The organism is Compostibacter hankyongensis, from assembly GCF_039541075.1.
GTDB classification, from domain to species: domain Bacteria; phylum Bacteroidota; class Bacteroidia; order Chitinophagales; family Chitinophagaceae; genus Compostibacter; species Compostibacter hankyongensis.
Genome location: NZ_BAABFN010000002.1, coordinates 584,017 through 608,916, shown reverse-complemented (window position 1 = coordinate 608,916; position 24,900 = coordinate 584,017). Strand labels below are relative to the sequence as shown.

Annotated in this window: 14 protein-coding genes; 12 read left to right on the top strand and 2 right to left on the bottom strand. The window is 54.1% G+C overall.

Annotation, left to right across the window (positions count from 1 at the left end; genetic code table 11):
- Positions 1–74: 74 nt before the first annotated feature.
- Together ABD851_RS07280 and ABD851_RS07275 are read right to left on the bottom strand one after the other, a co-directional pair.
- Complete coding sequence (locus ABD851_RS07280; RefSeq protein ID WP_344977724.1) at positions 75–1,946, bottom strand: RagB/SusD family nutrient uptake outer membrane protein; 1,872 nt, start codon at positions 1,944–1,946, stop codon at positions 75–77.
- A gap of 10 nt (positions 1,947–1,956) precedes the next feature.
- Positions 1,957–5,217, bottom strand: a complete 3,261-nt coding sequence (locus ABD851_RS07275) for a SusC/RagA family TonB-linked outer membrane protein (RefSeq protein WP_344977722.1) — start codon at positions 5,215–5,217, stop codon at positions 1,957–1,959.
- 481 nt (positions 5,218–5,698) lie between these two features.
- Here ABD851_RS07275 and ychF point away from each other — a divergent pair, with 481 nt between their 5' ends.
- The 12 genes from ychF (at position 5,699) to ABD851_RS07215 (ending at position 24,843) form a co-directional block, all read left to right on the top strand.
- Positions 5,699–6,799 (top strand): redox-regulated ATPase YchF, encoded by a 1,101-nt coding sequence (ychF, locus tag ABD851_RS07270; protein ID WP_344977720.1) that lies wholly within the window; start codon positions 5,699–5,701, stop codon positions 6,797–6,799.
- 112 nt (positions 6,800–6,911) lie between these two features.
- On the top strand, positions 6,912–8,036 hold the full coding sequence (gene lpxK, locus ABD851_RS07265) for a tetraacyldisaccharide 4'-kinase (protein WP_344978368.1): 1,125 nt from the start codon (positions 6,912–6,914) through the stop codon (positions 8,034–8,036).
- A gap of 5 nt (positions 8,037–8,041) precedes the next feature.
- Entirely contained in the window at positions 8,042–10,105 is a 2,064-nt protein-coding gene (rnr, locus tag ABD851_RS07260) for a ribonuclease R (RefSeq protein WP_344977718.1), read from the top strand.
- Between the two features lie 48 nt (positions 10,106–10,153).
- Positions 10,154–11,125, top strand: coding sequence for a polyprenyl synthetase family protein (locus tag ABD851_RS07255; RefSeq protein WP_344977716.1), 972 nt, complete (start codon positions 10,154–10,156; stop codon positions 11,123–11,125).
- Positions 11,126–11,133: 8 nt separating this feature from the next.
- Positions 11,134–12,858 carry an amino acid permease gene (locus ABD851_RS07250; RefSeq protein WP_344977714.1) on the top strand — a complete coding sequence of 575 codons (1,725 nt, stop codon included), beginning with the start codon at positions 11,134–11,136 and terminating at the stop codon, positions 12,856–12,858.
- Positions 12,859–12,951: 93 nt separating this feature from the next.
- Positions 12,952–14,691, top strand: a complete 1,740-nt coding sequence (locus tag ABD851_RS07245; protein ID WP_344977712.1) for an N-acetylmuramoyl-L-alanine amidase — start codon at positions 12,952–12,954, stop codon at positions 14,689–14,691.
- A gap of 214 nt (positions 14,692–14,905) precedes the next feature.
- On the top strand, positions 14,906–15,520 hold the full coding sequence (locus ABD851_RS07240; RefSeq protein WP_344977710.1) for an RNA polymerase sigma factor: 615 nt from the start codon (positions 14,906–14,908) through the stop codon (positions 15,518–15,520).
- A 116-nt stretch (positions 15,521–15,636) separates the two neighbouring features.
- A complete protein-coding gene (locus ABD851_RS07235; protein ID WP_344977708.1) occupies positions 15,637–16,674 on the top strand; it encodes a FecR family protein in 1,038 nt (345 codons plus the stop codon).
- A 21-nt stretch (positions 16,675–16,695) separates the two neighbouring features.
- Entirely contained in the window at positions 16,696–20,085 is a 3,390-nt protein-coding gene (locus ABD851_RS07230; protein WP_344977706.1) for a SusC/RagA family TonB-linked outer membrane protein, read from the top strand.
- 26 nt (positions 20,086–20,111) lie between these two features.
- A complete protein-coding gene (locus ABD851_RS07225; protein WP_344977704.1) occupies positions 20,112–21,908 on the top strand; it encodes a RagB/SusD family nutrient uptake outer membrane protein in 1,797 nt (598 codons plus the stop codon).
- A 275-nt stretch (positions 21,909–22,183) separates the two neighbouring features.
- Positions 22,184–23,743 (top strand): glycoside hydrolase family 99-like domain-containing protein, encoded by a 1,560-nt coding sequence (locus ABD851_RS07220; protein ID WP_344977702.1) that lies wholly within the window; start codon positions 22,184–22,186, stop codon positions 23,741–23,743.
- Positions 23,740–24,843 carry a glycoside hydrolase family 71/99 protein gene (locus ABD851_RS07215; RefSeq protein ID WP_344977700.1) on the top strand — a complete coding sequence of 368 codons (1,104 nt, stop codon included), beginning with the start codon at positions 23,740–23,742 and terminating at the stop codon, positions 24,841–24,843. Before ABD851_RS07220 ends, ABD851_RS07215 begins: the two co-directional genes overlap by 4 nt.
- The last annotated feature ends 57 nt before the right edge of the window (positions 24,844–24,900 follow it).

Genomic DNA, 24,900 nt, shown 5'->3' with positions numbered 1-24,900 from the left:
TGAAACCGGACGGGGTTTATTTTTTCTGAAATGCCCTTCACCTTTTACCTTTCGCCCTTCGTCTTTTACCGCTATTAATACCCCGGATTCTGGACCAGCTTGTTGTTCCGGTTCATCTCGTCCCGGCTCATGGGCATGAAATACATCTTGTCCAGCCACTGACGGTCTTCGAGGTCGGTATTCTGCGCCGAATAGGAGTACGTGTAATCGGCTTCGCTGTGCCGGTACTGGGTAACGGTATGACCCGGCTTCAGCTTTCCGGTAATCTTGATCACCTGCGCCTTTTGTCCCAGCGTTTGCGGGGCGATCATCCAGCGCCGCGCATCGCTGTACCGCTGTTCTTCATAAGCCATCTCGATCCGCCGTTCATTCTCGTAATGGGTCATAAGGGCATTCCCGGATTCGGTGAGAGCGGGCATACCGGCGCGGAAGCGGATCTTGTTCAGCCAGTCGCGCGCCTCTCCATCCTGGTGCAGGGCAATACAGGCTTCGGCATAGTTAAAAACAGCTTCGGTGTAGCGGAAAAAGGGCCAGGGTACCTTCTGCCGGTCGGTTTGGTTCACGATATCCGGGTTCGGATCGATGAATTTGCGCATATAGTATCCCGTATAGGAACCGTTCCAGTTTTCGATGCTGCTGCTGCGGGTATCCAGCCCCGGCACGCTCACTTTCTGACCGCTCCGGATCACTTCGTAGGTGCCGGTCTGTATCTGGTTCACCGGGTCAACGCCCACATCGGGTCGCGGCTTCCAGTCGGCTCCGTCGTACAATATACTGGCATAAAAGCGGGGGTCGCGATTTTTGTAGGGAGCTGTGGCTTCTTCCGGTTTGTCCCAGCTGAAGGCCGTTCCGTCCTGCATCTCGTAATCATCTACCAGGTTCTGGATCGGGGTATTGCCGGCCCAGTTGTGATACCCGTTCGGGCCGTTGTTGCGGCCCACCCATGCGCCCTGCTCGTCTTTGTCATCGATAAAATAACGGCCGAAGATGATCTCTGCTTCCCCGCCGTTCTGTGCAAGAGAGATGTCCATATAGTTCTGCGTACCCTCTTCCGGGGTCACGGGAGCGGTCAGGTCCATCTTGTAGGCATATTCAGTCCTGTCGAGCACGGCTTTAGCGGCGGCTTTGGCCTTTTCCCAGCGTTCGGTGCGATTGCCGCTGGGATAGCCGATCAGCTCCGGGTGATCGTAGGCGGAGATCACCGAAGACTTGGATTTTGCTGTGGGTATATCGTGCAGGTCGCTGGCGGCGTACAGCAGGATACGCGATTTGAGGGCCAGCGCTGCCACCTCGTTGGCGCGCCCTTTGGCGATGTTCTTACCCTTCAGGAGGGCGGCGGCCTTGTCGCAGTCTGCAGTGATATGATCCACACATTCCGCAAAGGTATTCCGGGCGATCGTCAGGTCTTTCTGCCCCAGGGTGTACACCGAATCGATCAGCGGCACGCCGCCATAATAGCGGACCAGCTGATGATAGTAAAAAGCCCTGAGGAAGTAAGCTTCTCCCTTTAGCCGGTCGATAAATCCCGTATCCTCCGGAGGATTCTCAAACTCGGGGCTGGCCAGGTGTTGAAGCGCTACGTTGCAGGCGCGGATACGGAGATACATCTTGTCCCAGCGGCCGTTGAAAGCATCCCTGTTGAGCCAGCGCAGGTCTGAGGCACTGACCAGTGATTCTGTCATGCTGAGCAGATCGTAGGGATGGGTGAACATGGATTCATCGGTGGTGGAGGCGAGCATTTCCTCTGCAAACCCACCCTGCTGAAGTCCTCCGTATATACCGGTGACAAAGGCTTCCACCAGGCCTCCGTCGCTCCATACCACCCCTTCCGAAGCCTGGTTCAGCGGCTGTGTGTTTACAAAGTCCTGGTTACATGCCGAAAGCAGCAGGGTGGACAGGAAGGCCGCGACGACGATACTTTTTATTTTGAATTTCATCGGTTTCATCTCGTTTCATTTAAAAGGTTACGGACAGGCCGGCATTCAATATCCGGGACTGCGGATAATACTGTAAATTCCCGTTGATGGACTCCGGATCTACCACCTTCAGCTTATCCAGCGTGAAAAGGTTCAGCCCGCTTACATATATGCGAAGGTTCTGTATACCCGCCTTTTTCATCACGGCTGCCGGCAGGGTATAACCGATCTGGACGTTCTTCAGACGCATATAATCTGTGCTCCTGAACCAGTAAGTATTGCCGTTGGAATAATACAGGTTGTTGCGGTCCGCGATCCGCGGATCTTTGCTGCTGGGGTTGTCCACCGTCCACTGATGTTCGTAGGTATCCAGCAGGTAGTTGCCGATACGTCCGGACTCGGTCTGCAGAAAGAGCGCGCCCCCGGTGGCTCCCTGGAAAAGGATGCTCGCATCAAAATTCCTCCATTGCAGGTTGATGTTAAGACCGCCCTGAAAGGTAGGCTGGGTATTTTTATCCATGCGCATCTGGTCGTCCGCATCGATCTTGCCGTCGTTGTTCACGTCCTTGTATTTCATATCGCCGGGGCGGATATTGTTATTGTTGATGGCGCTGTAGTCCAGCGTATTGGCGGCAATATCCTTTTCGTCCTTGAAAACGCCGTCATAGATGTAATAGAGGGGTGTGTTCATCGGGTGGCCTGTGGATTGCTGCCACTTGGGCGCGCCCGGCGCCTCATCCCAGAAGATGATCTTGTTTTTGGCATAACCGCCGTTGACGCTGACGCTGTAGTGAAAATCGCCCGCCTGATCCTCGTATCCGACCTTCAGCTCCCAGCCTTTGTTGTTGACCTTGCCGATATTTTCCGCCGGAAGGGTCATACCGGTGGTCTGGGGTATGGAAGCGTTTCTTTGCCAGAGGATATGGGTACGTTTGTTAAAGAAGATATCGCCTTCGAAGCTGATCCGGTTGTCCAGCAGGGCGCCCTCAATGCCGATGTCGGTATTGTTGGCAACCTCCCAGGTCACGAAAGGGTTGGGCACCCGCGATTCGGTAAGCGACTTGGTCAGCTCGTCGCCGACCACATAAGTATCGAAAGCATAAGTGGTCAGGTACTGATACTCCTGCAGCACGTCGCCAAAATAGATCTGGTCGTTCCCCATCTGTCCCCAGGAGCCGCGGAGCTTGAGGTAGTTGATTAAATGCACATTTTGTTTCCAGAAGCTTTCTTCGGAGATGCGCCAGCCGGCCAGCACGCCGGGGAAAAAGCCAAAGCGGGTGTTTTCCGGGAACATGTAGGATCCGTCGTAGCGCCACAGGAATTCGGCCAGGTATTTTTCCTTATAGTTATAGGATACGCGGCCGAAGTAGTTGAGGCGGGCGCGTTCCCAGGCTCCGCCGTCGTTTGTCTTTTCCGGATCGCCGCCGGCATATAGCTCGTCGATTGCCGAGGAGATGAAATAACGCCGGTAGGCATTGAAGTTATCAAACGATACCGTTTCCCGGTTTACTCCTGCCAGCACATTGAGCGCGTGGCTGCCGGCGAAGGTATGGTCATAGTTGAATACTCCGCCCAGCAGGATGTTCAGCTGGTCTTCGTCGCCCTGGGTCAGCCGCGGATCTGAGAAGTTGGACCGCAGCACCTGCATCAGCGCGGGCGTCTTGCCGTCTTCCTCATAGCTGGTGCCGTCCCAGTTGTACAGGTACCAGGGCGTTTCCCACCGCTTTGTGCGTTTGATATATTTATCTACGGCTGCGGTACCGGTGAACTTTAATCCTTCCACCCAGGGAATCAGGATGTCCACCTTGCCGTTGGTTTGCACATAATATCTTTTATCCCGGTCGTAGCCGGTTTCATTGGTGGTGATCACCACCGGGTTGTCGCCGTATTCGATGTCCATGCCCGGCTTGCCGTTGGGCCAGATGGCGTTTTTGGTAGGATCGCCGCGCATCAGCATCCGGAAGATATTGCTGGCGCTGCGGATGGGGAAAAACCGGTATTCCTCGCGGGCTGTTATGCCGAGACTGGTGCTGATCCATTTGCTGATCTGGCCGTCGAGGTTGATCCGCATGTCGTATTGCTTGTAGCCGGTGGCGGAATTTTTATAATAAGCGTCCTGGTCTTCGTAACCCAGCGAGGCGAGGTATTTGAAATTGTCGGTGCCGCCGGACAGCTGCAGGTTGTGTCGTTGCTGCGGGGACCATTTCTTAAATACCGCCGCATACCAGTCGGTATTGGGATGTCCCCAGGGATCGGAGCCGTCCTTGAACTTCTGGAAATCCTCAGGCTGAAAAGGAGCGGTGACCACGTTCCCGTTGGGGCGGGTATAGCTGCCGGTTGCCTTAAAGGCATCCCATGCGGCCTGCCATTCTTCGTCGGGCAGGTCAAATACTTCCAGCTCGTTTCTCATTTCTGCGTATTGGCTGGCATTGGCAACCTTGGGGATATGGGTGGCCTGGGCCAGTCCGTAATTGAAGTCGTAGGTCAGCGTGGGCTTACCCGTCTTCCCGTGCTTGGTCGTAATGAGAATGACCCCGTTGGCGGCCCTCGCGCCGTAGATGGCGGCGGAAGCGTCTTTCAGTACGGACATGCTTTCTATGTCGGCGGGATTGATGCGCTCCAGACCTCCTGCCCGGGCCGGCACCCCGTCGATGACGATCAGCGCATCGTTATTGCCAAGGGTGTTGGAGCCGCGGATGCGGATGGAAGATCCGTCATAGCCCGGTTCGCCGCTGTTCTGCATGGCTGTCACACCGGGCAGGCGGCCGGCCAGACTGTTGGAAAGGTTGAGGGTGGGGGTCTTCATCAGTTCTGTGCCCTGGACTGCGGCGACGGATCCCGTCACCGTTACTTTTTTCTGTGTGCCGTAACCGACGACGACTACCTCATTGAGCGCTTCGTTATCGCTTTGCATCCGGATGCTCAGGGGGGCATTGCCGGTTACGCCGACGGTGCGGGTGCGGTAGCCGACAAAGGTGATCACGAGAGAATCTCCCACGTTGGCAGGCAGGGAAAAGTGGCCGGTGGGATCGGTGACGGTACCGGCGTTCTGGCCTTTTATCTGCACCGTTACGCCGGGCAGGCTGTTGCCCGCTTCATCGCGGATCTGTCCCCGGATATTGCTTTTCTGCTGCGCCTGCAGGAGGGCGGGCAGCAACAGCAGGATGACCGCCATGAAGTGGAAGCGAAGCCGTCGTCTGCTGCTTTGACCTCCGGGAGGTTTTGAAAACGGGAGGCGCAGCAGCGCCCCGGTCCCCGGGCCATACGGCCCGGAAAGCAGGTGTTTGGATATTCGTTTCATGATTCAGATTTTGGTATGGGAAATGAATGAAGAAGATGCAGGAAGCCTCCGGCAGCGCAAACGATCTACTCCCGTTACGGAAAACGTAATCGATCACGAACAGGATGACCTCAGGGGATCCTTAGCGGCTTAGTCGCCGGGGAACGGATCCCGCGGTGACAGGAAAAGAAGAAACGAAAAAGGGATGTAAAAGCGGAGGGACGTAGAAATGCGCAGGCCGTCCGCAGGCGGTAGGGAGTAAAATTTTCATATCGGAGATTTTGGTTGTGTACCCGTTAAAGCAATCAGATGCCGGTTAAGGCAGCCAAAACTGTACCAACATAAAAGTAAAGTTTATTTTGACAAATCCAAATGACGGTTACCGGCATTTTTTGCCGTTACCGGATGAAGTGTGAGAACATCTTTGTGTTACTGCCGGCGGATCATCAATTTAGGTAAGATTAAGTGTCGTTGCTTATCTTTGCCGAAATTTTTAAAAGAAATGGGATTACAAGCCGGAATTGTGGGACTGCCCAATGTAGGGAAATCTACCCTGTTCAATGCATTGAGTAATGCGAAGGCGCAGGCCGCCAACTTCCCTTTTTGTACCATTGAGCCCAACGTGGGTGTCATCACCGTGCCGGATGAGCGGCTGATCCGGCTCGAAGAGCTGGTGCACCCGGAGCGCGTGGTACCCACTACCGTGGAGATCGTGGACATTGCGGGGCTGGTAAAGGGAGCCAGCAAGGGAGAGGGCCTGGGCAATCAGTTCCTGGGCAATATCCGTAATACCGACGCCATTATACATGTGCTGAGGTGCTTTGAAGATGATAATGTCATCCATGTGGACGGCAGCGTAAACCCGGTGCGCGATAAGGAAATTATCGATACGGAACTGCAGCTGAAAGACCTTGAAAGCGTGGACCGGAAGATACAGCGCATCGAAAAGCAGGCGAAGACCGGAGACCGGGAGCTACAGCGGGGGCTGGAGATCTTACAGCAGCTCAAGGGGCACCTCGAACGCGGTCTTTCCGCCCGCAGCTTCGAGGTCAGTCCGGAAGACCGGGAGAAATTTGTGGACGATCTCTTCCTGCTGACCATCAAACCGGTCATCTACGTGTGCAACGTGGATGAGGCATCGGTGGTAACGGGAAACTCCCATACGAAATCGCTGGAGGCGGCGGTGAGCAGCGAGGCGGCGGAAGTATTGTATATAAGCGCCGCCATTGAATCAGAGATCGCCGCGCTGGACAGCTTCGAGGACCGGAAGGCCTTTCTCGGGGACCTGGGCCTGGAAGAAAGCGGCGTAGCCCGGCTGATCCATTCCACCTATCGGCTGCTCAGCCTCATCACCTACCTTACGGCGGGTGTGCAGGAAGTGCGGGCCTGGACCATTACCCGGGGCATGCTGGCCCCTCAGGCTGCCGGCGTTATCCATACTGACTTTGAAAAAGGCTTTATCCGGGCGGAGGTGATTTCCTATGATGATTATATCCGGTACGGGTCGGAAGCGGCCTGCCGGGATGCCGGACGCCTGCACATAGAAGGCCGTGATTATGAGGTAAAAGACGGGGATATCATGCACTTCCGGTTCAATGTATAGCCTACTTTCATCCGTTAATATTTGTTTTTTAATGGTCGGATGGAACCTTTAATGATTATTTTAATCATGTTGGTTTCGTTATCTTTGGCAGCGACCCGCAACGGGGGCTTCCCTGGCGAGGGCTCCTTTATTACATAAAACCACTGTTATTATTCAGTCAGCTATTATCCGGTTACTGCGCCTGCTCCTGTATCCTTTTTCCCTTTTATACGGATTGATCACCGCATTGCGCAACAAGCTGTATGACTGGGGCACGCTGTCTGCGGTATCGTTTGACCTGCCTACGATTGCCGTCGGCAATCTTTCGATGGGCGGTACCGGCAAAACGCCGCATGTCGAATACCTGATCGCGTTGCTGAAGTCGCATTACCGCGTGGCCACCCTCAGCCGGGGATACAACCGCCGTACCCACGGGTACCGGCTCGCCGGTCCGGACAGCGACGCCCTGGAGATCGGCGACGAGCCGATGCAGTTTCACCGGAAGTTTCCCGATATAGCAGTATGCGTGGGAGAGGAGCGGGTGCTGGCGCTGCCGCAGCTCCTGATGGACAAGCCGGAAACGGCGGTAGTGCTGCTGGATGATGCTTTCCAGCACCGCTCCATACGGCCGGGCTACAACATCCTCCTCACGGAGCACAGCCGTCTTTTTACCCGCGACTATATCGTGCCTTTCGGACGGCTGCGTGAAAGCCGGCAGGGATACCGTCGCGCGGACTGCATCATCGTCACCAAATGTCCGCCGGCGCTTTCCGAAGAAGAACGTCTGCGCATTACCCGGGAGATAGCCCCCCTGCCTGCGCAGCCCCTGTATTTTACCGCGCTGCAATACGGGGAGCCCTATGATCTCTTTACCGGGGCGGCAGTATCTATCCCGGAAAGCACCGCGCTGCTGCTGGTTTGCGGCATTGCCCGGCCGGCGCCCCTGCAGGAATGGCTGCAGCAACGCTTTGCTTCCGTGACGCTGCAGCAGTTTCCCGATCATCATTATTTTACGCCGGCAGACGTAGCGGAGATCCGGAGCTCCTGGGAAGTGTTGGGGGCTGAACAAAAAATGGTCATTACCACAGAAAAAGATGCCGTAAAACTACAGCTGCTCGAGGCCGAACTCCGCGACCAGGCGCTTCCCATTTGCGTGCTGCCCGCAAAAGTCAGCTTCCTCTTCGATTCGGCAGATTCCTTTAATAATCATATTTTTGATTATGTAGCAAAGGCCCTGGAGGAGCAGCAAAATCCATAGAAATTATGCGTAAGCAAAAAAAAGACAGAAATAAGCCGAAGGCAAAGGATAAGAAGAGCCGGGAAGCCCCGGGTGGGAAAACCTATACCGGCATCGTTGACATTGCACGGTCCGGGATGGGATTCGTAGTGGTGGACGGTCTTGAAAAAGACATCCGTGTTCACCCCGGCCGTCTTCGTTCCGCGCTCGACGGGGATGAGGTAAGGGTGAAGATTCAGGGCGGGGGAAAGAGCAGCGGCCGGATGGAAGGAGAGATCACCGAAGTGCTCAGGCGCAGCAAGACCGATTTTACCGGCAAGCTGGAGCTCAGTAAGGAATTTGCCTTTCTGCTTCCGGATAAAGAAGGTATACCGGATATTTATCTGCCGCTGGACAGTCTCAACGGGGCGCGGCATGGCGATCAGATCGTGGTGCATATCACCCACTGGGGAGGGCAGGGCAGGCGGCCTTCGGGCACGGTAACGGCGGTGCTGGACAAGACCAACCTGAACGATACCGCCATGAAGGGTATCCTCGTGGAAAACGGGTTCCCCCTTTCTTTTCCTACCGAGGTGATGAAAGAGGTGCTGGCGCTGCCGGAAACGGTTTCAAAGGCGGAAACGGCCCGGAGAAAAGACTTCCGGGAGGTATTTACCGTTACCATCGACCCGGTGGACGCCAAAGACTTTGACGACGCCATTTCCATCAGAAGTCTCCGGCGGGGGGTGTACGAGATCGGTATCCATATTGCAGATGTGAGCCATTATGTGCTGCCCGGCACGGCGCTCGATGAAGAGGCCTACAAGCGGGCCACTTCGGTATATCTGGCCGACCGTGTGCTGCCTATGCTGCCCGAAAAAATCTCCAACGAGCTGTGTTCGCTGCGGCCGCATGAAGACAAGCTGGCCTTTTCGGCCGTTTTCGAGATCGGCGCCAAGGCGGCTGTCCGGAACTGCTGGATCGGCCGTACGGTGATCCATTCCAATCATCGCTTTACCTACGAGGAGGTACAGGATATTGTGGAGACCGGGAAAGGGTTGCACAGCAAAGAGCTTTTGCTGCTCAACGACATCTCCCAGCAGCTGCGCAGCCGCCGTTTTGAGCAGGGCGCTATCAACTTTTCATCGCAGGAAGTGCGTTTTCAGCTGGATGAGGATGCCGTACCGGTAGGGGTAGTGATCAAAGAAAACAAGGAGGCGCACCAGCTCATCGAGGAGCTGATGCTGCTGGCCAACAAAACGGTGGCGGAATATGCGGCCAAAATCCGGGTACAGGGGCAGGAGATACCTTTTCCTTACCGCGTGCACGATGTGCCGGATGAGGAAAAGCTGAAGCTGTTTACCGCCTTTGCTGCAAAATTCGGTTACAAGTTCGATGTCTCCAGTCCCCAGAGTATCGCCCGCTCTTTCAATGAGATGCTGGAAAAGGTCCGGGGCAGGGCCGAGCAGCATGTGCTGGAGCAGCTGGGTATCCGTACCATGTCCAAGGCGGTCTATACCACCGAGAATATCGGTCACTACGGGCTTGGCTTCGGCAATTACTGTCATTTTACCTCTCCCATACGCCGCTATCCGGATGTGCTGGTGCACCGTATCATCGCCGCCCACCTGGAAAAGCAGGAGTTGGCCGACAGGCAGCTGGAGAAGAAATGCCGGCACTGTTCCGAACGGGAGCGAAAGGCCATGGATGCGGAACGCGCCGCCAACAAATACAAGCAGGTGGAATATATGCAGCAGTTTATCGGGGAGGAATTTGACGGGGTGATCAGCGGCGTGGCGCATTTCGGCTTCTGGGTGGAAACGGTGGACAGCAAGTGCGAAGGGATGGTGGGCATAGCGGATCTCCAGGAGCTGGATGATTTTGTTTATTCGGATACCGAATATGCCCTGATCGGCTCGCGGACCCACAAGCGATTTCGTATGGGCGATACCGTTCGTATACAGGTGGCTGCCGCCAGCCTCGAAAAGCGGCAGCTGGATTATGTGCTGGCCGGGGGAACGGAGCCGGCAGCGAATAAGAAAGAAATAAGGAACGCCAGCACGGATAAAGAGAAAAAAGGCCGGAAAGGCAAACGCAGGAAAGCATCCTGAACGCGGACGACCTGCGGCCGGAGGTGTTTTATCATTACCCATCAGCTTATGCATACATTCCAGGAACTGCTTGAACAGTTTGAACGTCATTTCGGGGGCTGCACCTTTCCGGACCATCCCGCCACCCTGTACGGCCCTGCGCAATATATTCTTGATCTGGGAGGAAAACGTATCCGCCCCGTGCTTTGCCTGATGGGGATGGAGCTCTTCGGCGAGCTGGATGAAGATGCTTTTGAAGTGGCGGTGGCGGTGGAGCTTTTCCATAACTTTACCCTGCTGCATGACGATATTATGGATAAGGCCCCGCTGCGGCGCGGCAAGCCTACGGTCCATACCCGCTATAATGAACCTGCGGCGCTGCTGGCCGGCGATACCATGCTTATCTATGCGTATGAGCATATCAACAGCATCCGCTCGCCCCAGCTGCAGCGCATCCTTTCCGTATTCAACAAGACGGCCATTGAGGTTTGCGAGGGACAGCAGCTCGATATGGATTATGAGCAGCTGCATCCGCAGGAGGTAGAGATGGAGCAGTACCTTACCATGATCCGGTTGAAGACTTCCGTGCTGCTGGCGGCCAGCCTGCAGATGGGCAGCATCCTCGGCGGCGGCAGCGAAGGCAATCTCCATCATCTTTATGAATTCGGGAAAAACCTCGGTATCGCCTTTCAGATCCAGGACGATCTGCTGGATGCCTACGGCGACCCGGAAAAATTCGGGAAGCAGCCGGGAGGCGATATCCTGGCCAACAAAAAAACCTTTCTGCTGGTAAAAGCCTTTGCATTGGCAGATGCCGCCCAGCGCGAGCAGCTCTCTGCGCTGCTGCAGCGCAGAGACGGGGATAAGGTGGCTGCAGTGCTGCGCCTTTTCAGCGCATGCCGTGTAGATGAATGGGCGCGGCAGGAGAAGGAGAAATACGCCTGTGAAGCACGGCGGCACCTGGAAGAGATTGCCGTATTGTCTTCCCGCAAAAAACCGCTGGAAGCGTTAACCGACCGGTTACTCAACCGGGAAAGCTGAAGACCGTCATGGACCGATCCACCCTGTTTCGTAAAAAGCCCTTTCACCAGATCCTGAGCGATATGGAGGCCGGATACGCCGAGGGGGAAGGCATGTACGAAGGACTGCGGAAAGAGCTTCGGGTAAAGGATCTTACGGCCATGGGCATTGCGGCCGTTGTGGGCGCGGGCATCTTTTCCACGATCGGCGAGGCAGCCTTTAACGGCGGCCCGGGTATCTCCCTGCTCTTTGTGATGACTGCAGTATGCTGCGGGTTCTCCGCCCTCTGCTATGCCGAATTTGCTTCGCGCATCCCCGTGTCGGGCAGCGCTTATACCTATTCTTATGCTTCCTTCGGCGAGCTCATCGCCTGGATCATCGGGTGGGACCTGGTGATGGAATATGCCATCGGCAATATTGCCGTAGCCATCTCCTGGAGCGGTTATTTTGCCAACCTGCTGGAAGGGTTTGGCGTGCATCTGCCGCCCTATTTCACTACGGATTATGTATCTGCTTACCGCGGATTCGGCGAAGCCACGCAGGCCCTGGCTTCCGGCGTTCCGCTTTCCTCGCTGGAGCCTGCGATGAGAAATGCTTACGAGGCGTGGAACCTGGCTCCCGCACTGGGGCCTGTGCGGATCATTGCCGACCTGCCGGCTCTGGCCATCGTTGTGCTGATCACCTACCTGGTCTATATCGGCATCCGGGAAACCAAGCGGGCCACCAACCTGATGGTGGGCCTGAAGCTGCTGGTGGTGATCGGCGTTATCGCAGGCGGCGCCTTTTATATAACGCCGGCCAACTGGCACCCTTTTCTGCCCAACGGCTTTTCGGGTATGATGAAAGGAGTGTCCGCCATCTTTTTTGCTTATATCGGCTTCGACGCCATCTCCACCACGGCTGAGGAATGCCGCAATCCCCAGCGCGATCTTCCCCGGGGTATGATCTACTCCCTGCTGATCTGTACCGTGCTGTATATCTGCATTGCCCTGGTGCTCACGGGTATGGTAAGCTATAAAGCGCTGGCCGTGAAGGATCCCCTGGCTTTTGTATTTAAGGAAAGAGGATTGGACAGTATCAGCTACATTATTTCGGTAAGCGCCGTGATCGCCACGGCGAGCGTGCTGCTGGTGTTCCAGATGGGGCAGCCCCGCATATGGATGAGCATGAGCCGCGACGGGCTGCTGCCGCCGGCCTTTTCCAGGATACATCCGAAATTTAAGACACCCTCCTTTGCCACTGTTGTGACCGGTTTCATCGTAGCCGTGCCGGCACTGTTTATGAACCTTACCGAGGTCACAGACCTTTGCAGCATCGGTACCCTTTTTGCCTTCGTGCTCGTCTGCGGGGGCGTGCTGGTGCTGCCGGCGGAAGAAAAAACAGCGGCCACAAAAAAGCGGTTTCGCATTCCCTATATCAACGGCCGTTATATCGTGCCGGTACTGCTCGTTGCCGGGATGATCGTTTTCTGGGAACCTTTTACCAGTCTGTTTCATTACGGCGGTGACTGGCATGCTTATAAGGATAAGCTGCCTTTCTTTTTGTTTGTCGCCCTGGCGTTCGTGCTTTCGGCGCTTACCGCCTGGAAAAAGCTGTCGCTGATACCGGTGCTGGGTCTGGCCAGCTGTTTTTACCTGATGACGGAGCTGGGATATACCAACTGGCTGCGTTTCCTGATCTGGCTGGTCATAGGGCTGGTGGTATATTTCACCTACAGCATCCGCCACAGCCGTCTGTCGGGTAATGGCCAATAGTCATGGGTCAATATTCGTTTCCCGGACAGATTAACCTCAGACTTTAGACTTTAAACCTTAATCCGGTTACCGTCTTTTTTGTACTTTGCCCGGATGCAACCTTTTAACCTCTTTTTCAGCCTTTTTATCTTCCTGGGGTCCGCCTCCCTGGCCCAGACCCCCTTCATCCGCCTGCTGCAACCTTCCCGGCCGGTGGTACAGACCTCTTCCCCGCGCAACTACGTCAGCGGCAGCACCTGCAGCGGGTGCCGGCTCAGCGTCAACGGGCGGGCGGTAAAGGTATACCCTACGGGTGCCTTTGCCGCACAGCTGGATCTGCAGCCCGGCGACACCCTGATGATCTTCAAAGCGGTGTCTCCTAACGGAGCTGCACATACGCAAAAATTGTCTTATCATTATGCTCCGCCTGCACCGTCGCAGGCGGTAAGGGATTTCAGGATCGCGTCGGTAGAGGCCTTTCCCGCTGAGCATTCCTGGCTGATGCCGGGCGATGTGATCCGTTTCCGGGTAAAGGCCCAGCCCGGTAACCAGGTGACCGTTGCCGACCGGATCACCTTGTACGAGCAGCCGGCCGCAGATGCCGGCATCGCAGGCATCTACCAGGGGTCTTATACCGTCAAGCCGGATGACCCGCTGCTGAAAAAGACGCTCAGGGTAGTCATGAAAAACCGGGACGGCCGTACCCTTACCTATACCCTGTCGCCCCAGTACAGGATACTTGACCGGGACGAACCTATCGTCGGAAAAACCACAGGAGCGCTGCCCTACCTGAAGTTCGGCCTGGGCGACGACCGGTTGGGCGGAGCCAAGATCAGCTATCTGGATACAGCCGTGCTGCTCTCCGTTACCGGTAAATTCGGAGGAGATTACCGCGTACAGCTTGCCCCGGGACATACGGCCTATATTCCCGCCGGAAATGTGCTGTTGCTGCCCAAAGGGGCTTTTACGCCCCGTTCGCTCACCGGCGCCTGGCGGGTCCGGGGCGAGGGGAAATACGATTACGTCTCCATAGGGCTCTCCGCAAAACTGCCCTATACCACCCGGCAGCAGACAGATCCCTCCCGTATCGTCGTGGATATCTACGGGGCTACAGCCAACACGAACTGGATCACGCAGCTGCAAAGCGCCACGGAAATAAAGAATGTGGATTATGAACAGGCGGGGGACGACCACCTTCGCGCCATCATCACCCTTCGTCACCGCCAGTCCTGGGGTTACCTGGCCTATTATGAAGGCAATAATCTGGTAATAAAGATCAGGCGACCGCCGTCGTCGCTTGCCCTGTCGCAGCTTACTATTGCGGTCGATGCCGGGCACGGGGGAAGCAACCGCGGCGCACAGGGTCCTACCGGGGTCTTTGAAAAAAACCTTACGCTGCTGATCGCAAAAGAGCTGAAGACGCAGTTACGGCAGGCCGGCGCGCGGGTGATCATGACCCGGGAAAAGGATGCCTCGCTGGACATGATCCAGCGTACGCTCATGCTGCGCTCGGCGGCGCCCGATCTGCTGGTGAGCATCCACCTCAATTCTGCCGGCGATCCCATACACGTGGCCGGCGTCAGCACATACTACCGCTATGTGGCCTTCCGCCCGCTGAGCGCTGCCATTTTAAAACATATGTTGTCCCTCGGTCTGAAAGAATACGGCAATATCGGGCGGTTTAATTTTTCCCTGAACGGTCCCACGGAATATCCCAATGCGCTGGTGGAAACCCTCTTCATCAGCAACCCCGCCGATGAGATGAAGGCGCTGGACCCCGCGTTCCGGAAACGGATTGCAGGCGCCATCCTGGCCGGCATAAAGGATTTCCTGAAACAAGCGAAAGAAGAGTAGCGATAAGGATACCCATCTGTTGTTTCAGGCGGCGAAGGCAGGACAGTGCAGGACAGTTATCAGCCTGATATGGGTTATTTTTAATTGCACTTTGACCTCAGGGCCGTGAACTCTTTTTGAATATCCGAACTCTTTTTATAACGCCTACTGCATTAAATCGTATTGCATCATCGTGCTTACAGGACGTCTACCGGCAATGCCAAAAATAAATTTAATGGAAAGGCCGATCGCTCAGGTTGAGGATATCGAATTATGGAAAAGCTTCAAAAGCGGAAGCGAAGCGGCATACAGACGTCTATATGAGCAATATGCGCCGGTTTTGTACAGCTACGGGTGCAAGGTATGCAATGATGAGCCGCTTGTAAAAGATTGTCTGCAGGACCTGTTCTTCAATGTTTGGCGTACCCGGGATAACCTGTCGTATACCACTTCCATAAAGTATTATTTATTCCGCGCCCTGCGCCGTGAAATCATACGGAAATTAAGCCGCAGGCTTGAGATAGCGCATCGGATGGCCGGAGCGGGTCTCGAGATGGCAGAGCGTTCCGCGGAAGAGATATTGATTGCCAATGAAGACGTTTATATCCGGGATCAGACCTTAAAGCAGGCATTATCCCGTCTTTCGGTGCGACAACGGGAAGCCATCTATCTCCGTTTCTATGAGAATGCCCCCTTCGAGGATATTGCAGCCATTATGAACATTACCCCCAGGGCTGCCTATAAGCTCATCTACAGGGCCATAGAGGCGCTGCAGAAAACCTATGTGCCCGCCCGGGGCATGAGTGCTGAGCTGCTGGGCCTGCTGTTGATTCTGGCTATAACCGCCTGATTAATAGCTGCCTGCATTTTTCTTTCCCGATTTCCCTTTTTCCGTGGGTCACTTTCATCATTTTCTTCCTTTATACAGGAGAGGCGATCATACAACGTCTCCGAATTGAATGCCGTATGGAATATGAAGACTATGCTCTGGAAGAGTTGTTAATGGACGAGCTTTTCCATAAATGGGTAAAAGACCCTGATGCCGAGGTTAGTGCATATTGGAAGCAATGGATAGAGGATCATCCGGGAAAGACCGACTTGATCAGAGCGGCAAAGAAGATGGTCCTGATGTTCAGCGAACCGGGAAAACAGCTGAGCGATGATGACCGGCAACAGATATGGGAGGGCCTGACCCAAAGGCGGATAGCATATGAGAAAACACTGCAGCACAAGCGGAAGGAAATCCGGGAAAAGCACCGGATAAAAAGGTTCTATTTTCTGAAGGCCGCTGCATTGCTCATGTTGTTTATTGCATTGGGAGGTATTTTCCGTTATCATTTAAGCCATTCCGGGACGATACGATATGCCACACGCTATGGAGAAGTAAAGAAAATATGGCTGCCGGACAGCTCTGTTGTCTATCTCAATGCAAATTCGGAACTGAGCTTTGCCGAACCATGGCGTAAGCATGTCCCGCGTGAGGTTTTCCTGAAAGGGGAAGCCTATTTTGAGGTTGTCAAAAAGTACGGGAGGGGAGACGGGAAATTTATCGTGCATGCAGGCCAGATACGGATAGAAGATCTGTCTACCCGGTTTGATGTAAACAGCCGGAATGATGCGGTGAAGGTTGTGCTTAAGGAAGGAAAGGTGAGGGTTTTTAAGGCCGGAGCGAAAGAAAAAAGTATGATGATGGACCCGGGAGATATGCTTGTTTATGACACGGCGACAGCCGGATTTCTACGAAAAGAGGTCTCTCCCGACCAGGTTATCTCATGGAAAGACGGCATTCAGGCCTTTAAGAACACCACATTGTATGAGATGGCGCAAACGCTGAAAGAAACGGAGGGATGGGAATTTTCTTTCAGCGACGGCAGATTGGGGAACCTGCGGTTTACCGGGGGGTACGAGAGAAACAATATCGATAATTTTCTGATCATCTTATCGAAATCCTTTGACGTTAAGATTACGCGGAAAGAGAACCATATTATAATTAAGAAAGAATAAGGTCAAATTAAATACTCCATCATGAAAAAATATTTATCCGCATGTCTGCTCTCTGCATCAATAATAGCTTCGGCTTATTTTTCATCTCCCGCCCAGGATATATCCCTTACCATGGCGCCCAGGGAAACAGGATATTATGCTGAATCGAAAGAAGCTTCGCTGGAAAGCGTGCTGGGCATGCTGCAGCAACAGCTGAATGTGAGCTTTAATTACAATAGCGATCTGGTCAAAGGCAAAACGACCCGGGCTGATTTCAATGACGCCACCCGGGAAAATCTATCCGGGATCCTTTACCGGATGCTTCATCCCCTGGGGCTTTCGGCAGAGAAAATAAACAACAGGCAATACATCATACACCGGGAGAAAACCGCGGGTCTCCGGCGTCAGCCGGTCTCATATAGCGATGATGTGCCGGAGCGCCAGATCACGGGAGTAGTGACGGATGCCGAAACGCATGCCCCGGTAGCGGGGGTGACCGTCACCCTTAAAAATACATCGGGCATAGGCACCATCACCGATGTTAACGGAAAGTATGCATTGTCTGTTCCGGAAAATGCGGATACGCTGGTCTTTTCTTATTTGGGCTACATCACCAGGGAGATTTCGGTGAATGATAAAGATATCGTAGATGTGATATTACAGGCAAACCAGTCGAAGCTGAACGAGGTGGTGGTGGTCGGATACGGTACCCAGTCAAAAGCAACAGTGACAGGCTCTATTTCTGCTGTTGAAGGCAGCCAGCTGTCCGTGGCCCCGGTGGCCAGTACGGCCAATACGCTGGCGGGGCGTTTGCCGGGCCTGGTGTCCCTGCAATCAAGCGGTCAGCCGGGATCGGATGCAGCCAGCCTCAGTATCCGGGGCTTTGGCGGCGCCCTGGTCATCGTGGATGGGGTCGAATCCAGCTTCAATAATATAGACGCCAACGAGATCGAGTCGGTTACGATATTGAAAGACGGGGCTGCTTCGATTTACGGGGCGCGGGCGGGAAACGGCGTTATCCTGGTCACCACCAAGCGCGGTCATACCGGAAAGCCGACCATTACGCTGAATTCATCCTACACCTTACAGCAGATTACCACGATGCCGAAACCCGCCAGCTCGGGCCAGTACGCAGAAATGAAACGGGAGGCCTGGCTCCAGTCGGGACAGCCTGAAGCCACGGCGCCTTTCACGACAGAACAGATCCAGAAATACTATGACGGCACGGACCCGCTGTATCCCAATACAGACTGGTATCATGTGCTGATCAGGGACTGGGCGCCGCAGCAACAGCATAATCTCTCAGTAAGAGGAGGGAGCGACAGGGTCAGGTATTACGGATTTCTGGGCTATCTGGATCAGGGAACGATATGGAAGAAGAACGGAGGGAATTATAAGCGATACAATATCCAATCCAACATCGATGCCGACATCCTGGATAACCTGTCCCTGCAGCTGGACATCTCCTCCATTCTCGAAGACCGCCGGTTCCCGTGGCGGGGTGAGGGCGCAGGCGCCAATACCGTATGGCAGGATTTCTGGAACACCCTGCCGATATATCCCGCTACGCTGCCCGATCCTACCAAGATCTCTTTTGCAGACGGCGGCGGAACGGGAGGAGCACATGTAGTGACCAACAGCAAGATTGCGGGATACGATAATAACGAATCCCAGAATCTCAAAGGCACCCTCGCTTTGAATTATTCGTTTAAAGCGGTGAGGGGCCTGTCCGCCAAAGCCCTGGTCAACGTTCTACAGGATTATTCCACCAACAAGCACTTTACCCGGCCGGTTCAGTTTTATACCTACGATCCTGCCAGCACCACCTATACACTGGCGGGAGCTTTGGGGTCGAAAGCGTCCCTTTCGACGACCGAGAGCCAGGGCAGGACGATTACCGGGCAGTTTCAGCTGAATTACAATCACATCTTTGCCCAATACCATCACCTCACGGCTCTGGCGCTTTATGAGGTGATCGACTACAGCAGCCATTACCTGACGGCAGGCCGGATAGATTTTCTGACACCGGCTATTGATCAGCTGTTTGCCGGCAGCACCGCCGGCATGACCAATAACGGCTCCGCCAGCGAGATGGGCAGAAAAAGCTATGTAGGAAGAATAAACTATGACTTCAAGGGCCGGTATCTGGTGGAGACGATACTGCGGGCTGATGCTTCAGCCAAGTTCCCTTCGGATAAGCGCTGGGGGTATTTTCCCAGCTTTTCCCTGGGATGGGTCATGTCTGAGGAAAATTTCATGAAAAACTCCGCCATTGTGGATAACCTTAAATGGAGGGTAAGCTACGGGGAGTCCGGGAACGACGGCGTAGGCAATTTTCAGTACCTGTCCGGGTACCAGTACGGTCATACCTACCTGTTGGATAACGGCATCCAGCAGGGGATCGTTTCCACCGGCCTGGCCAACCCCGATCTGACCTGGGAGAAGATCAGCATTTATAATGCCGGTCTGGATTTTTCCCTGTGGAAGCGGAAGCTGTACGGCGTTGCCGATGTTTTCTACCGTGAACGGAAAGGCATTCCCGCAACCCGGATCACGACTTTGCCCTCCACCTTCGGATCAAACCTGCCTCCTGAGAACATCAATAGCCTGAATGACCGGGGATTTGAGCTCCAGCTGGGCACCGCCGGCAGCCGCAATGACCTTTTGTGGGACCTGAGCGGGAATATCTCCTGGTCAAGGGCGAGGTGGGATCATTACGAAGAGCCTGTTTACAATGATCCGGACCAGAACCGCATTTACCGTCAATCCGGAAGATGGACCGACCGCCAGTATGGTTATGTATCGGACGGATTGTTCACCAGTCAGAAGCAGATCGACGATCTGGGTTTTGACCAGGATAATCAGGGAAATGTCTCGCTTCGTGAGGGCGATATCCGGTATAAGGATACAAACAGCGATGGCAAGCTGGACTGGAAGGACCAGGTTGAGATCGGCAAGGGTACCGTTCCGCACTGGATGTTCGGCTTTAACATCAATTTAAAGTATAAGGACTTTGACCTTTCAACCCTGTTCCAGGGTGCCTTCGGCTATTATGATTATATCGTGCTGACGCATGGCAACCTGCCTCCCGAGCTGGTGTACAGCCTGAGATGGACGGAGGAGAACAACAACCCTGATGCTTCGGTGCCGCGGCTGGGCGGGGCATCTACAAACGGATTGACCTCGGATTACTATTATAAGAAAGCCGGCTATATGCGGCTGAAGGCATTGTCAGTGGGGTACAACCTGCCCCGGATGTGGCTGGAAAAAATCGGGCTAAGCCAGGTCAGGTTCTATTTTGCCGCAAACAATATCCTGACATTCGACAAACTGAAGAAATATGATCTTGATCCGGAGGCGCCGTCCGGAAATGCCGCTTATTATTACCCGCAGCAGAAAACGATGACCTTTGGCGCCAATATATCATTTTGAGGATTTACCTATAAAAGCAACATGCCATGAAATATAAAGTTAGCGCATTTTTACTCGTTTTTTGTATGGCCGCCTCCTGCCAGAAGGATGTATTGGATAAAGCGCCCCTTGATATTATTTCCGACAACGTCGTCTGGAGCGATCCTTCCCTGGTGAATGCATACCTGACGGAATGCTATGCGGAGACCTACGTTTTTTGCAACGTTTCCGTGGACAACTCCTGGGATAACCTGTGGAAGGGCGATGCGGGATATGCGCCGATGTATATTAACGAAGTGAGCGATGAATCCAAAGCCGGATATATAGCGGACGGATATAGTTATAAGCTGGGTCAGTTAAAGGTGCAGGGGGGGCTCCTGGAATGGTGGGAGGGCGCTTATAAGGTGATCCGTATGTTAAATGAATTCATAGCGCGGGTGCCGGCCTCGGCGCTTGAAGACGATGTGAAAAACAAGCTGACTGCCGAGGCCAGGTGGCTAAGGGCCTATAACTATTTCGAAATGGTAAAACGGTACGGCGGCGTTCCGATTATCACTACGGCGCAGTCTCCCAATGCCCCGGAGGATTCTTTGTATCCCAAACGCGCTAAAGAGCAGGAAGTATATGATTTTGTACTGTCGGAGACCGATGCCATCTCAGACGGGCTCTCCACAGAGCCGGGTAATGTTACCCGGCCTACCCGGTATGCTGCGCTGGCGTTAAAATGCAGGGCGGCTTTATATGCCGGCAGCATCGCAAAATACGGAACGGTGCAGCTGGACGGCTTATTGGGCATCGATGCTTCCAAAGCCGGAGGGTATTATCAGCAGGCTTATGATGCTGCGAAACAGATCATCAGCAGCGGAAAATATTCCCTGTACAACAAAAATCCGGACGATAAGGTGAAAAATTTCAGGAATCTTTTCCTGGATAAGGACAACCCCGAAGCGATCTTTGTGAAAGCGCACAATGATCAGAATGGAATGGGAAACGGCGGGAACGGCTGGGGTTACGACTTCTTTCAGTGTCCGTATCCCAACGGCTGGGGCTCCGGAAACATGGATGCGCCTTATCTGGAAATGGCCGAGGAGTTTGAGCATACGGACGGCAGCCCGGGTAAGCTGGACAGAGACGCTATCCAGCAGGGATTGTGGACAACGGACGAGCTATGGGCAGACAAAGACCCTCGCTTTTTTGCCACCCTTTATACGCAAAATACCGAATGGCAGGGAGCTTTGCTGGATTATCACAAGGGGATACGCAAGCCGGACGGATCCATACAAACAGACGGATCCTATAATGGCATACTGGCCAACGGAACCCAGAATGTAAATGCCACGGGATTCGGAGTATTGAAGTACATGGATGAAAATCACGGTAACCTGATAGGCTCTAACGGGGACTGGGCCACTTCCTCAACAAACTGGATGGTGTTCCGCTATGGAGAGGTGCTGCTTAATTATGCGGAGGCCGCCCTGAATACGGGAAAGCCCGGGGATGCCCTCGATGCGGTTAATCAAATCAGGGAAAGGGCAGGTATAGCGGCGCTGGGATCTGTTGGCGTGGATGACATACGTCATGAGCGGAAAGTTGAGCTTGCCTTTGAAGGACATCGGTACTGGGACCTGCGCAGATGGAGAATTGCCGTGCAGGTCCTTTCCCGGAATAACTCCGCCCTGCGCTATATTCTGGATTACGCCACAAAAAAATACAAATTAATGGTGGTTGAGAAAACCGACGGAACGGTGACGCCTCCCGCTTTTTACCCGCAGAATTATTACTTACCCATTACCCTTGCCAGAACAGCCAATAACCCTAATCTGGTTGAAAATCCGGGATATTAACCCCCTAACCCCCTAAAGGGGGAATAAGGCGAAAGGTTAAAGGCGAAAGGTGAAGGGCATTCAGTTCAAGGTCTAAAATCTAAGATTTCATTCCAGGCAAATCAACTTTAGACTTTGGACCTTAGACTATTGAACCAGAAACGCGCAGCGTTCACGGAGACCGCTAAAAAATCTTTGTGAACGACGTAAACCTCAAACCAGAAACCTCAAACCAGAAACCTCAAATCAGAAACTTCAAATCAGAAATCCCTGAAGAACTTTTAAACAATGTAACGATGAAGTACCCGTACAAGACAATGCTGCATGGCCTGGTAGTACTGACCGGCCTCTGGACAGGAATGGCTCCGCTGAAAACGACAGCCCAGCAGGCTATCCCCGCTCAAACCCCGCCACGCATCCTGGCATTTGCCGGTGAGCAGCCGATGACGCGGGCGGAACGTCCGTTCGCCCTGTCGGCGACGATCCTCAACCCGGCCAAAACCACCGTCCGGTTTACCGTCAAGCTGCTGGTCCCCGAGCACCTAAGGGTTCTTGATACGGCCGCCCGGCAGGTCGTGATTGCGCCGGAAGGGAAAGCGACGTTCAGATGGAAGCTTATGGCAGATAAGGCGCTGTACGGACAGGTGAGGCTTGAGGTCGTGCAGGACGATGCCGTGTTTTCCACTGCTGCATTACCCCTGCGGTTTCTGCCGGCGATGCGCCGCACCCCCGGCAATGATATCCCCGCGCCCGTGAAAAGGGATGAGAAGCTGCTGGTAGGCGCGCATTATTTTCCGGGCTGGGAGAAGGGGCGTCCGGAGATGTGGAGCCAGCTTATAAAACATCCCGAACGCACCCCCGCCCTCGGCTTCTATGATCAGGGTATCCCCGAAGTAGCCGATTGGGAAACAAAATGGGCGGTGGATCATGGTGTGGACTTTTTCATCTATTGCTGGTACAGGACCAGTCAGGGCGGACCGGTAGAGCAGATGCTGGGCAGCGCTATAGCGGCGCGGAACAAATCCCGGTTCAGGAACCAGATGAAATATACCATCATGTGGGAGAATCAGAACCGGGGACGCGCCGGCGTTGCCAACGAAACGGATCTCATGAAGAACCTCCTGCCTTTCTGGATCAATAACTATTTCAAGGGCGAAAACTATCTTAAAATAGACAACAAGCCGGTATTGTTTATCTACCGGCCGGAATTCCTGGTGGACGACCTCGGTGGAGAAGCGCAGGTACGTGCGGCATTCGCAAAGATGCGGGAGGCCTGTAAGCAGGCCGGTTTCGACGGCTTATGGCTGCTGGGGGAATACAGGGGACTGGATGCCAAGCATCTTGAGCTCATGAAACGCCTGGGTTTGGATTATACCTTTGCCTACTGCTGGTATGTACCCAACAGTCCCGATCCCCAGCAGGCCATCGATTCGCAGCTGGTCAGCATTCATAAAACACAGGAGCTCAACATTCTGCCTCAGGTGGTGACCGTTTCCCAGGCCTGGAGCGGCTGGAGGGACGAAGGTTCCATATGGGCGATCCCCCCGGTGGCGTTTGAAACGCTTTTGCGCCGGGCCAAGGCTTTCGTTGAAACCCTGCCCCGGAACCAGCTGAGCGGACAAATGTTGTTGCTGGATAACTGGAACGAATGGGGGGAGGGACATTATATCGAACCTTGCACGGAATATGGCTTTGGTTATCTTGACGCTATCCGAAAAGTCTTTTTGAATGCGCCGGACAAACATACCGATCTTATCCCGGAAGACCTGGGCAGAAGCAGTTATGAAACCGCTTACCGGCAATGGCTTTCCGACAAACGCGAAAATGAGAATCCCGTAAATTCCGGATCAAAATGAAGATATTACAACAATACGCCGGACATTTGTTAATTGCCCTTGTCGCGATCCTGTGCCTGGGATGTACAAGCCATACCGGTAAAAAGGATGCTGCTGTCCAGCCCGGGACAGGCCAGCCGGTCATTACGGGCGCGATCCGCTGGGACGGATGGGTGGGGCCCTTACATAAGGCGGGGCTCGAGGTAGAGCATACGCTGAGCCCGCACCAGTATCATTACAGGGCGCCGTTTTACAGCCGGAAAATATCTGCTGATTCCATTCAATGTCGTGGCATTACGCAGGAAATTATGGACAAGGAAATTTCCTATGCAAAATATGCAGGACTGGATTACTGGGCCTTTTGCTGGTATCCTCCCCATAGCGGACTGGATACGGCAAGGCAGCTGTATTTGGCCAGCTTGCATAAAAGTGATGTCAAGTGGTGTGTTATACTCGGAACCAATCCCTTTGATTATGATACCGACGGTCCATGGCTGGTCAAAAGATTCGGAGCATCCAATTATCAGAAAGTAGCTGACGGAAGACCCCTGGTATACCTGTTTACTTCCCCGGATGCAAAAGGATATGAGATCGCCCGGCTACGCAGGCTGACTGCGGACGCCGGGTTGCCGGATCCTTATGTTGTGGTAATGGCCTTTTCGGCAGCGCATGCGGATTCCATCGCTACACATGAAAAAGCGGATGCGATAAGCTGCTATGCCAGCTCCTATAATTTCAAAACCGGGGGCCAGTACGACGGAGCTGCCTATGATGCGGTTGCCGGCAGCGACCGGGCCGGTTGGGAAAAGTACAAGGCCACGGGCAGAGCGGTGGTTCCCTGGGTCACCACAGGGTGGAGCCCCCGGCCCAGGATAGACCGGTCCGTTTCGTGGGGCGCATACTATAAATCCAATGGTTGGGCGCAGGATGCTACGCCGGCCGGGATTGCAGAGAACCTTCAAAATGCCAGGGACTGGGTAGGTAGCAACAAGGTTGCTGCGAAAGCCGGTGTCGTTCTGATGTATGCCTGGAATGAGTTTGATGAAGGAGGATGGATATGTCCGACCCTGGGCGATAGTACCCACCGGCTGGATGCCATCAGGCAGGTGCTGAAGCGGTAAGACGTGGAGCATCCTGTTTAAGTAACTGAAAGTCCATATATTGCAGTGTGATTATAA